The organism is Syntrophorhabdus sp. (assembly GCA_012719415.1).
GTDB lineage: Bacteria > Desulfobacterota > Syntrophorhabdia > Syntrophorhabdales > Syntrophorhabdaceae > Delta-02.
Genome location: JAAYAK010000149.1, coordinates 1 through 5,110 on the forward strand (window position 1 = coordinate 1; position 5,110 = coordinate 5,110).

Consider the following 5,110-nt stretch of genomic DNA (forward strand, 5'->3'; position numbering starts at 1 on the left):
AAAAGTACACCATCTCCTTCGACTCGCCGTAGGCATGCGGCCTGCCGCCCCCGAACTCGTTGATGAAGACCCAGGCTGTTATCTCGCCCGGGTCGATGATCGTCTTGCCTTCCTCCGTTTTCTTCCAGAAGAGCATGCCGCGGTTGAAGCGGGAGCAATGCTTCTCGGGGAACCTGCAGGCGTCCTCGCTTGCCTTCCGGAACCTCTCCTGCCATAGCTCCATATTGGCGGGCCTCAAGTCCACCCATTCCCGCTCGGCCCATCTATCGATGCTGGCGGCTGTGACGGTCCATGGTCTCTCCTCCCAGTCCTTGTCTTTCACGGCCCGCCTGGCGAAGATAAGGCGTTCCCCATCGGGCAGGAGGATGGGTATTCCGATGGAGATGGGAGCGCTGCGCATCCCGGGATCGACCTCGAGAAGCTTTTCCAGCGAGTAGGCGAGACGCCCGGGCGTAACGGTAAGGGCGTCCTCCACGGTGCCGTAGCTTTGCTTGATAAGCTTGCATTCGGTGATGAGCTTTGACATTCTCGGTCCCAGGAACCCGTAGGCAACGCCCCCACCGCCGAGACGGGTGGCCTCTTCGATCGCGTCCCTGCGCAGGATGCCCGCCCTGAAGGTCGGCTCCATCACCGAATTGTCGACCGCCGCGATGACATCCTTTGACGAATTGACACCTATGATGTTCATGATCGTGTGATGAGCGATGTCCTCGGGGGTGACGAATTCCATGAGACCGAGGGAGGTGATCGCCTTGAACTCGTCGATGGAAAAGACGCCGTTCTCGCCGGTATCGATGTACACCCCTTCGATCTGTCCGTTACCCGGGGAGGCTTCCGTATCCGTTTCCTCGTAGGAGAAGGTCGAACCTTCCATCAGCCGGAAAGCGCCTTCCACAGGGCAGTCATAAAGCGGATAGCCCCTGTTGCCCCGCCGTATGACCCCCTTTCCTATGTCCTTCCATCCGATCATCGCGGCGGGCTTTATCTCCTTGATGATGGGCCACCCCGGGGTCTTGCTCAGGGTATAAAGCAACATGGTGTGGGCGCCGGCCGTCGCGGCCTTCGTCATGAGGAGCCTCGATGGGTTCTCTTCGCCATGGGTGAAGGGGATGTTGAGGCCCATCCCGCCCGTCCCGGTGGTGCCGATCTTGAGATAGAGCCGGGTTCCAGACCGTTTCATCGACTCGTGGAGGATCTGGACGTGCCGGATAAGGGGAGGGATGGTCACTGCCGACAGGAGGTGATAGGGCAGGTCCCGGGCGTCCGCCCATCTTCCATCGGTGCCCTCCATCGTGTTATAGGCGTGATAGATGTTCTGGTAGGAGAGGGCTGTCGCCGTGTTTATGCAGTCTACGATGATCTCCGGCCTGTACTCGGTGACAACCCTGTAGAGCGTGGATGCCGCCAGGATGTCCTCGGTGAGCTCGTCGAGATTGTCGTCGACCATCGTTCTTATATGCTCCCGGGAGGCCGCGATGTCCGCGAGCCGCATATCCTTCAGCGACCACCGGACGAATACATTTCCCCAGGAGGCCCGGACCTTGCAGTACGAAGGGGTTTCGGGTTCGAGCTCCTTGAGGGCCCATTGCGCTTCCTCTTCGGTCAGGGACGTCACGACAAGCTCGGCGGGAAGGTATCGGAGGATCTGCCTGCAGATGGCGATGCCGGCCTCGCCATAGGCGCCGAGCACAAGCACGTTCTTGCCTTCGATCTCCACGGATCACCCCCGGTCGGTTTTTGTATTTATATCACAGGAACACGGAGACGAGTAAAGATAATATTCGTGGCCGACGCAGGTCTCCGGGCCCCGCGTCGTGTCCTCAGAAATCTCTTGACAAAGGGTCCGTACCCAATGATATAAACTATGTACTATGGTAGGACCAACATATCGCCTAGACCAATATGAGGGTTAAGATGCCTCATTCAGGAAGGCTGCCAGCGAAGCGATGCCCTTCGGGTGCGCATCTTCGGGATCCCGCAGGGCCTCTGCGGGCGGGTTGCGCGTTCGCGGCTTTGCCCGGCACCCCCTGCCCTGCCCGGTGCGATCGTGACGGGCGGACGTGGTCCATGAGATCATGGACAGGAACAAATACAACAGAAAAGGGGAACGTGAGATGAGACAGAAACGCGGTTTAGTGGGTACCTGGTTCGTGCTGTTCGTCATGGCCATCTTCTTGTCCGCCGGGATGGCATACGGGCAGGCAAAGAAGTACGAGGTGGAGATCTCGGGTCTGTGGACGGGCACCAACCCGTACACCATTGCGGTGTACTGGGCCGAGCTCATCAACAAGAACAGCAAGATCGTCAAGGCCATCGCCCGCGAGGGAAGAGGCCCCGCGGTTGATATGAAGACCCTCATCATGAAACCGGAGAAGAGAAAGAGCCTTGTTTTCTTCCAGGTGGAGGACGAGGTGTGGGCCGCGAAGAGGCAGATCGGGGACTGGAAGAATTTTGCGGGAAAATACGAACTCGACAATTTCCGCCACATCGCCTTTGGCGGGTTTACTGTGGACGTCTTGCTGACAACCAATCCAAAGATAAGGACGCTGGCCGACATGAACGGAAAGAGCACGGTCATCTCCAATGTCTCCAAGGCCTCATCCAAGGCGGTCGCCTTTGAGGAGATATTCAAGGTTGCGGGTGTGAAACCCAAGTATCAGTACCTTGGCATGAACGCCATGACCGATGCTGCGAGGGACGGGACGGTTGACGTTATTCACGGCGGGATCAATCCCGTGGGATCAGGCAAATGGGAGCCTTCGCCCTACCTTAACGAACTGTTCGCAATGAAGGACGTTTACGCGATCTCCATTGATCCATCGGTCCTGACGAAGATGAAACAGGCAACGGGTCATCCCGGAACCATCGTTACGATCCCGGCCGGCAACATAGGCAAAAGCCAGAAGCAGCCCACGACGGCGCTGGGAAAATGCATGAACTGGGGCGTCGACGTTTCCATGCCCGACGAGGTTGTGGCGGAGATCCTGAGGATATACGTGGAGAACGTGGACAAGTTCCAGCAGCTCAGCCCCGCGGCACGGGTGATCACAAAGAAGACGGTAGCGGCTGTCGAGGTACCTGAGGCCAGGATGCACCCCGCGGCTGTGAAGTTCTACAAAGCGAACAAGATACAGATAGGGAGCCTTAAGGCCGCGGGCGTGATCAAGTAAACCTGCTGCTTGAATTTCTCCCCGGATACGGCAACTGGCAAGGAGGCGGCAATGAAGGACGGCGTGAACGGCGTGATCAAGATCGCGGTAATAATAGTGGCATTTCTCATGGTCATATATCAGATGGTATCTTCGCAGGTGCTTCTGATGTCAACCGTGCCCTATCTCAACCTGCATCTCCTCTTCAGTCTGGTCATTGTCTTTTTAGGAGCAGCGAGAGACACAAGATCAACGCCCCTGAGACTGTGGATGATGTTCGTCATTGTCGCAGCCATCCTTGCCCTTGGTTACATCCAGCTCAACTGGGAGGACATACAGCAGCGCGCCTATTTCAACACTGCCCTTGACCTTGCTGCCGGCATCATGGCGATCCTGCTTGTTCTCGAGGCGACGAGAATAGCCACGGGCTGGTTCCTTTCGATCATGGCCATAGGTGCCGTCATATATGGATTCGTCGGAGCGCGGCTGCCTGCCCCGCTGACCATTCAATCCATGGGTTTCGAGCAGACCATGACGAACCTCTCCGTCGGGCTGGATAACGGTATCTATGCTTTCATACCGATATCGGCGAACTTTCTTTTCCTTTTCATCCTTTTCGGGGGTGTATTGTCGGGCACCGGTGCTGACAAGTTCTTTCTCACACTTGGCAAGATCGTAATGAGCAAGATACGTGGCGGCGCGGCCATGATGGCTGTCGTGGCCAGCTGCGGCATCGGCATGATCACGGGCAGCGCCGCCGCCAACGCTGCCGTTGTGGGCACCATCACCATACCCCTCATGAAGCGGTTCGGCTTCAAGCCCGAGGAAGCGGGAGGGATAGAGGCGGCGGCGTCCAACGGCGGACAGATAATGCCTCCCATCATGGGCATGAGCGCTTTCGCCATGGCAGGCATGACGGGCATTCCCTACATAACCATCGCGAAGATGGCCGTATTTCCGGCCATCCTTTATTTCGGCCTCGTTGGATTGTACGTGTATCTCACCGCCGGCAAGCACAGGCTGCCCATGGCCGCGAAGGAGCCGATAGACGGCAAAGAGCTCGCGATCTCATCGATCAATTTCATTGTGCCGATCCTTCTCATCGTCGTGATGATGGCCTATGGTTTCTCGGTGAATTACATAGGGTTCTGGGCCATAATCACCACCGTTGGCATTTCGCTCATACGGAAGAAGACGAGGCCGTCTTTCACACAGTTCGTGAACGGTTTCGTCACCGGCACGGTCCAGGCCGCGGGCATAGGTGTCACCACGGCGGCGGTCGGAATTATCCTTGCGACGCTGACCATGAGCGGTCTGAGCGTGAAGCTGGTCCTGGGGATCGAGGCGTGGAGCCTGGGAAGTGTCCTTCTTGCCCTTCTCCTTGTTCAGGTCATTACCGTTGCCATGGGATGCGCCGGCGCGTCGTTGACGGCGTACATGATCGTCACGATCTTCGCTGTGCCCGCCCTTCAGAAGATGGGGGTGCCCTTCGATATCGGGCATTTCTTCGCTATGTTCATCAGCGTTTTCGCCTTTCTCACGCCCCCCGTGGCACTTGTCTCGCTGATAACCGCCAAGATCGCGGAGGCGCCGTACATGAAGACAGCCAAGGAGTCGATCAAGGCTGCCGTCGCCGGGTTCATGGTGCCCTATATCTTTGTCTTCTGCCCGGTGATCCTTCTGAAGCCTCGGGAGCCCCTCTTCGCGGTGGTGGCCGTGATCGCCTCCATTATCTGCCTGTGCTCTCTCCAGGTATCGCTGGTGGGCTTTCTGCTGACCGACCTCAAGCTCAGGGAGCGCGGATTGTTCTTCATGGCCGCGGCGCTCGCCTTCGTAGGTCTCGTTGAACGCAGTATCCCCTTCTCCGCTATAGGAGTTGCCCTGTTCGTGGCAGCTCTTCTGTGGCACAGGATGAGGGCGCGCGCCGGGAGTATCGATGTCGAACCTGTGGCCAGCTAGGA

The 5,110-nt window shown here is 57.8% G+C and carries 3 protein-coding genes; 2 read left to right on the forward strand and 1 reads right to left on the reverse strand.

Annotated features, from left to right (window positions below; all coding sequences use genetic code 11):
• The coding region (locus tag GXX82_09300) for a short-chain dehydrogenase (GenBank protein ID NLT23229.1) at nt 1–1,717 on the reverse strand (1,717 nt) is incomplete at its 3' end.
• 358 nt (nt 1,718–2,075) lie between these two features.
• On the opposite strand from GXX82_09300, the gene GXX82_09305 reads away from it, so the two are divergent.
• Entirely contained in the window at nt 2,076–3,170 is a 1,095-nt protein-coding gene (locus GXX82_09305) for a hypothetical protein (GenBank protein ID NLT23230.1), read from the forward strand.
• Nucleotides 3,171–3,221: 51 nt separating this feature from the next.
• A complete protein-coding gene (locus tag GXX82_09310; GenBank protein ID NLT23231.1) occupies nt 3,222–5,108 on the forward strand; it encodes a TRAP transporter fused permease subunit in 1,887 nt (628 codons plus the stop codon).
• Nucleotides 5,109–5,110 lie beyond the last annotated feature (2 nt).

Coding starts and splice junctions, on each gene's coding strand:
- GXX82_09305 (NLT23230.1), top strand. CDS start 2,076: ATGGACAGGAACAAATACAACAGAAAAGGGGAACGTGAGATGAGACAG.
- GXX82_09310 (NLT23231.1), top strand. CDS start 3,222: ATGAAGGACGGCGTGAACGGCGTGATCAAGATCGCGGTAATAATAGTG.